Annotated in this window: 5 protein-coding genes; 1 reads left to right on the top strand and 4 read right to left on the bottom strand. The window is 75.9% G+C overall.

What is annotated here, in order from left to right; translation table 11 throughout:
- Positions 1-132 precede the first annotated feature (132 nt).
- Positions 133-1,032, bottom strand: a complete 900-nt coding sequence (locus JZ5iCDA_RS15100) for a sigma-70 family RNA polymerase sigma factor (RefSeq protein ID WP_069387898.1) — start codon at positions 1,030-1,032, stop codon at positions 133-135.
- A gap of 98 nt (positions 1,033-1,130) precedes the next feature.
- Between JZ5iCDA_RS15100 and JZ5iCDA_RS15095 the strand changes: the two genes are divergently transcribed.
- Positions 1,131-1,961 (top strand): SDR family oxidoreductase, encoded by an 831-nt coding sequence (locus JZ5iCDA_RS15095; protein WP_069387897.1) that lies wholly within the window; start codon positions 1,131-1,133, stop codon positions 1,959-1,961.
- Between the two features lie 17 nt (positions 1,962-1,978).
- Here JZ5iCDA_RS15095 and JZ5iCDA_RS15090 read toward each other — a convergent pair whose 3' ends face one another.
- Genes JZ5iCDA_RS15090 through JZ5iCDA_RS15080 form a run of 3 tightly spaced genes read right to left on the bottom strand, consistent with a single transcriptional unit; the run spans position 1,979 to position 5,577 of the window.
- Positions 1,979-3,346, bottom strand: a complete 1,368-nt coding sequence (locus tag JZ5iCDA_RS15090) for an amidase (RefSeq protein ID WP_069387900.1) — start codon at positions 3,344-3,346, stop codon at positions 1,979-1,981.
- The gene (locus tag JZ5iCDA_RS15085; protein ID WP_253182116.1) at positions 3,343-4,530 is read right to left on the bottom strand and encodes an NADH:flavin oxidoreductase/NADH oxidase; all 1,188 of its coding nucleotides are present in this window, start codon (positions 4,528-4,530) and stop codon (positions 3,343-3,345) included. The genes JZ5iCDA_RS15090 and JZ5iCDA_RS15085 overlap by 4 nt, the downstream gene beginning before the upstream one ends.
- Positions 4,531-4,536: 6 nt before the next feature.
- Complete coding sequence (locus tag JZ5iCDA_RS15080) at positions 4,537-5,577, bottom strand: ABC transporter substrate-binding protein (protein WP_069387896.1); 1,041 nt, start codon at positions 5,575-5,577, stop codon at positions 4,537-4,539.
- Positions 5,578-5,727: the final 150 nt, after the last annotated feature.

Below are 5,727 nucleotides of genomic sequence, written 5' to 3'. Positions count from 1 at the left end.
CCGCTCGCGGCGGCCGGCCTGCTCAACCCGATGATCGCCGGCGCCGCGATGGCGGCGAGCTCGGTGATCGTCGTCGGGAACTCGCTGCGCCTGCGCGCGGCCGGCTGACGCGCCAGCCGCGCGACCACCGCCTCAGGCGAGGAGCGCGACGTCGAGCCGGGCGAGGCGGTCGGGGTCCGCGACGACGTCGATCCGGGTGACGAGCCCGTCGACGACCTCGAAGAGCAGAGCCACCGCGAGGCGACCCCGGCTCGCCATGACGAGACCCGGCTCGCCGTCGACGAGCGCGACCTCCGTGGTGCGGGCCCGCTCGGCCGACGCGAGGGCGCTCGTCGCGACGGCGTCCGCCCCCCGGACGACCACGGGGCGTCCTGCGGGCAGGGCCGCGGCGTCGGCGCGCAGCTCGACCTCCGGGGCGAGCACCGCGACGAGTCCCGCGAAGTCGCCCTCGCGCGTCGCGGCGAGGTAGGCCTCGACGACGCGCCGCCGGCGGTCGAGGTCGCCGTGCGGCGGCTCGCCGCCACGGACGCGCCGCCGAGCCCGGCTCGCGAGCTGCCGGGTGGCCTCCGTGGTGCGGCCCACGACGGGCGCGATCTCGTCGAACGGCAGGTCGAACATGTCGTGGAGCACGAACGCGAGGCGCTCGGCCGGCGCGAGGGTGTCGAGCACGACGAGCAGCGCGAGGCCGACGGAGTCGGCGAGCAGCGCCTCCTGCTCCGGGTCCGTCGGGCCCGGCGACCCGACCAGCGGGGCGGGCCCGCCGGCGTGGCCGGGCGCGTCGTCGCCCTCCTCGAGCGGCGACTCCCGGCGGCGGTCGCGCGACCGCAGCATGTTGAGGCACACGCGCGCGACGACCGTCGTCAGCCACGCGTGCAGGTTCTCCACGTCGTCGGCGCCGCTGCGGTGCACGCGCAACCACGCCTCCTGCACGGCGTCGTCGGCCTCGCTCGTGGAGCCGAGCATCCGGTACGCCACCCCGCGCAGGCGGGGGCGCTGCTCCTCGAACCGGTCGGTCAGCCACTGCTCGTCCATGGTCACGATCCTCTCGTCGGCGGTGTCACCCGGGTAGACCCGCGAGATCTCGCGGGTGTGACCGGGGCACGCCCCCGACGACGCGAAGGAGAAGGACCATGATTGTTTCGAGGACCGCTCCCCTGCTGGTGACAGGCGGCACCGGGACCATCGGACGGCGCGTGGTGACGCGCCTGCTCGACGCCGGCCGCTCGGTGCGCGTGCTGAGCCGCACCGCACCCGCCGACCTCCCGCCCGGCGTCGAGCACGTCGCGGCCGACCTCTCGACCGGCGAGGGCGTCGATGCGGCCGTGGCCGGCGTCGGCACGATCGTCCACTGCGCCGGCTCGGCGACCGGCGACGAGGAGAAGGCCCGCGTCCTCGTCGACGCGGTGCGGCGGACCGGCGGGCGCCCGCACCTCGTGCTCGTGTCGGTCGTCGGGGCGGACCGGGTGCCCGTCGTCAGCCGCCTGGACCGGGCGATGTTCGGGTACTTCGCCGCGAAGCTCGGGGCCGAGCGCGTCGTCGCGGAGTCGGGCCTGCCCTGGACGACGCTGCGGGCGACGCAGCTCCACGAGTTCGTCCTCGCGCTCGCGGAGCCGCTCGCGCGCATGCCCGTCGTGCCGGTCTTCCGCGGCGTGCGCTTCCAGCCCGTGGCGGCCGACGACGTCGCGGACCGCCTGGCCGAGCTCGCCCTCGGTGGCCCGCGGGGTCTCGTGCCGGACGTCGGCGGTCCGCGGACGTACGCGATGCGCGACCTGGTGCGCGACCACCTCCGGGCGACGGGCCGCCGCCGTCCGGTCCTCGAGGTGCCGGTGCTCGGCGGCGCGGGGGCCGCGTACCGGGCCGGGGCCAACCTCGCGCCCGACCGCGCCGTCGGACGCGGGACGTGGGAGGAGTTCCTCGCCGAGCGCTCCGCGGCGGACCGCGAGCCCGCCGCCGTCCGCTGACGGGCGGCGACCTCGGGTCAGGCGGCCGGGGCGAGCAGGTCGCCCAGGAGCCCCGCGCACGCGATGACGTGCCGGTCGTCGTACCGGCGGCCGACGAGCGAGACCCCGACGGGCAGGCCGGACGGGCCGGTGAGGCCGGGGACGTTGACGACCGGCACCTGCAGGAGCGTCCACGGCGAGTTGAACACCGAGCTGCCGGTGTTCTCGAGGCCGACCGGTGCCTCGCCGGTCGCGCTCGGGGTCAGCACGACGTCCACCGTCTGCTGCAGGTCGTCGAGCCGGGCCCGCAGCGCGTCGGCCGTGCGGTACGCCGCCCGGTAGTCGTCCACCCCGAGCGCGGGCGCCGGTCGCCCGTTCGCGTCGACGCCCGGGCGGCCCTCGACGAGGTCGCCGAAGAACGGTGCGAGCCCCGGGGTCGTGACGTACTCGTTGAGGAAGGCGGCACGGCCCTCCCTGCGCAGGACCGCCCGGTGCACGCGGTACACGTCGTCGTACTCGGCGGGCAGGTCGAACGGGACCACCTCCGCGCCCGCGTCGCGCAGGGCCCGGGCCGCGGCGTCGAGCGCGTCGCGGGTGGCCGGCGTCGCGGATCCCCACTCCGGCGTCCGGCACACCCCGACGCGTAGTCCCGCGAACGCCGTCGGCGGCTCGGTGGCGTCCGTCTCGACGCGGTACACGTCGGCGAGGAGCGCGAGATCGTGCGCGGACCGTGCGTACAGGCCGAGCGTGTCGCACGTGACCGAGTACACCTTGAGGCCCTCGCGGCTGATCGTGCCCCACGTGGGCTTCCACGCGTACACGCCGTTGAACGACCCGGGCCGGATGGTCGAGCCGCCCGTCTGGGTGCCGAGGGCGATCGCGCACTGGAGGTCCGCGACGGCGGCACCCGACCCGCTCGACGACCCTCCCGGGGTCCGCGTGGGGTCGTGCGGGTTGCGCGTCGGCCCGCCGACGCTGGTCGCCGCGAACTCGGTCGTCGTGGTCTTGCCGACGACCAGCGCGCCCGCCGCGCGCAGCGTGTCGACGCACGCGGCGTCGACCCCGGGCACGGAGTCCTGGTAGCGGGCGGTGTTGTGCCGGGTCGGCATGCCGGCGGTCGCGATGACGTCCTTCACGCCGACCGTGACCCCGTGCAGCAGGCCCTTGACCGGGGCGGCATCGAGGCGGTCGGCCTCGGCGAGCACCTGCTCGGGGTCGAGGTGGGCCCAGGCGCGGACCGCCTCGTCCCGCTGCGCGACGCGGCGCAGCACAGCCTCCGCCACGTCGCGCACCGTGAGCACGCCGTCGCGCACGGCCCGCGCGGCGGCGCTCGCGTCGAGCGCCGACGGGTCGACCTCGAGAGCCGTGGTGCAGGCGGTGGTCGGGGCGGTCGTGCCGGCGCTCATGCGTCGCTCCTCGTCGTCGTGCCCCCGGTGCCCCAGGGGCGGTCCTGCGGTCCGCGCCACGCGCGGTGGTAGCGGGGCGGCGGGTCGATCGCGTCGTCACGGCCCAGCGCGACGGCGGCGCGGCGCACCCAGTGCGGGTCGCGCAGCAGCTCCCGTCCGAGCAGGACGACGTCCGCGTGCCCGGCGTCGAGCACCGCCTGGGCGTGGTGCGGGTCGTTGATGAGCCCGACGGCGCCCGACGGGACGCCGGCCGCGCGCACCGCCGCTGCGCCCGGGACCTGGTAGCCGGGGGCGGAGGGGTACTCCACGTCGGGGAGCAGCCCGCCGGACGAGCAGTCGACGAGGTCGACGCCCAGCCCGGCGAGGCGCACCGCGAGCTCGGCGGTCTCCTCGACCGTCGTCCCGAGCCCCGGGCCGTCCGAGGCGGACAAACGCACGAGCAGGGGCGTCCCCGCCGGGAGGACGGAGCGGACCGCGACGACGGTCTCCACGAGCAGGCGCTCGCGCCCCGCCTGGTCGCCTCCCCAGCGGTCGTCGCGGTCGTTCGTCAGCGGGGACAGCAGCTCGTGGAGCAGGTAGCCGTGCGCCGCGTGGAGCTCGACCGCGTCGAAGCCGGCACGCACGGCCCGCGCCGCCGCGGCGGCGAAGTCGTCCACCACCTGGGCGAGGTCGGCCTCGGAGGCGCGCGCGGGCGCCTCCGCCCTGCCGAACGGTCGGCCGCTCGCCCCGAGCATCGTCCACCCGCCGGCCTCGGCCGGGACCGGGCCGCGCACGGCGTCGCCGGGCAGACCCGGGTACTTCGCGCCCTTGCGCCCCGCGTGGGCGAGCTGGACCGCGACGGCCGCGCCCGCGCCGTGGACGAAGTCGGTCACTCGGCGCCACGGGTCGACGTGGGCGTCGTCCCACAGTCCGGCGTCGAACGGGGTGACGCGCCCGTCCGGCCGGACCGCGGTCGCCTCGGTGACGAGGAGACCGGTGCCTCCCAGCGCGATCGCGCCGTAGTGCGCGAGGTGGAAGTCGCCGACCGTGCCGTCGGCGCCCGGGCACGCGTACATGCACATCGGCGACAGCCACGCGCGGTTGCGGACCTCGAGCCCGCCGAGGGTGATCGGGTCGAGCAGCGACGGGGCGGGCGACGCGAGCGCCGTCCCGCCGCCGGTCGTGCCCGGAAGACGTCCCAGCACCGGTGCCTACTCCTCGGTCTCGTCGTCGCCCGTGCCCGCCACGGCCGACGACGACGCCCACGCGTCGTAGACCTCGGGGAGGTAGGTCTCCGTCGTCTCCTCGGCCGTCGCGTCGATGACGCCCTGCTCCGTGAAGAACGCGGCGGCGGCCTCGATCTCGGCGACCCGCTCGGGCGTGAACCCGGACATCTCGTAGGTGATCTTGTCCTGGACGGTCTGGGCCAGCTCCTCGTCGTCGAGCCCGCTGTTCTCCATCGCGGTCGCGAGGACCTCCTCGGGGTGCGCGTCCATCCACTCGATCGTCTCGGCGATCGCGGTGAGCACGCGGTCGGCGACGTCCTGGTCCTCGTAGACGTCCGCGCTCGCGACGAGGTAGCCCGCGACGTCGAGCGCCTCGTCGCTGTCGAGCACGACGGAGGCGCCCGGCACGCTCTCCAGGGCCTTCGTGACGTTCGGCTCCCACATGGAGGCGGCCTGGTAGTCGCCGCGCGTCAGGCCGGTGATGAGCTGCGCCATCTTCACGTCCTGGTAGTCGATCAGGTCGACCGACTCGCCGTGGGAGTCGAGGAAGGTGCGCACGTGCATGTCGAGCACGGTCGTGTGCTGCGCGGCGACCGACGCGCCCTCGAGGTCCTCGACCGAGGAGACGTCGCCGAGGCTCTCGTTGCCCACGACGGCGAACCACCCGTTCCCCACGAGGTTGCCGCCGATGGACCTCGCCGGCGAGCCGCTGCCCGCGAGCGACGCGAGCGTGGTGGCCGTCGAGCTCGTCAGGTCGTTCTGGCCCGCGGTGATGGCCTCCGTGGCCTCCGCGCCCGACGGGTACTCCGTGAGCGTCGCGTCGATCCCCTGCTCGGCGAAGAAGCCCTGCTCGACCGCGAGGTACAGGTGGGTGTAGAAGAAGTCGGGCGCGACGCCGACGTCGATCGAGGCGACCGGCTCGGGGTGGTCGCCGCCCGACGCCGTGGCGTCGGAGCACGCGGTGAGCGCCGTCGCCGCGACGAGGGCGAGCGTCGCGCCCGTGGCGAGGGTGCGGTTCGTCGTCATGAGGCTCCTTCGAGGGTGCTGGGCGCTGCGTGCGGGACGCGAGCACCGGGGGTGTCCCGAGTCTGCGAGAGCGGTGATTCGGATCGGTAAGCGGTCTGTTTCGGCGCTCGGTCCGGCGCGTTGCGGGCGTGTGACACGCCGCGTGCGGCG

The sequence above is a fragment of the Cellulosimicrobium cellulans genome, assembly GCF_001722485.1.
In the GTDB taxonomy this organism is placed as follows: Bacteria; Actinomycetota; Actinomycetes; order Actinomycetales; family Cellulomonadaceae; genus Cellulosimicrobium; species Cellulosimicrobium cellulans_A.
This window is presented reverse-complemented; position numbering and strand designations above follow the sequence as displayed.

Bases quoted from the DNA above. Each gene is read 5' to 3' on its own strand.
- JZ5iCDA_RS15100 (WP_069387898.1), bottom strand. From the start codon at position 1,032: ATGGACGAGCAGTGGCTGACCGACCGGTTCGAGGAGCAGCGCCCCCGC.
- JZ5iCDA_RS15095 (WP_069387897.1), top strand. From the start codon at position 1,131: ATGATTGTTTCGAGGACCGCTCCCCTGCTGGTGACAGGCGGCACCGGG.
- JZ5iCDA_RS15090 (WP_069387900.1), bottom strand. From the start codon at position 3,346: ATGAGCGCCGGCACGACCGCCCCGACCACCGCCTGCACCACGGCTCTC.
- JZ5iCDA_RS15080 (WP_069387896.1), bottom strand. From the start codon at position 5,577: ATGACGACGAACCGCACCCTCGCCACGGGCGCGACGCTCGCCCTCGTC.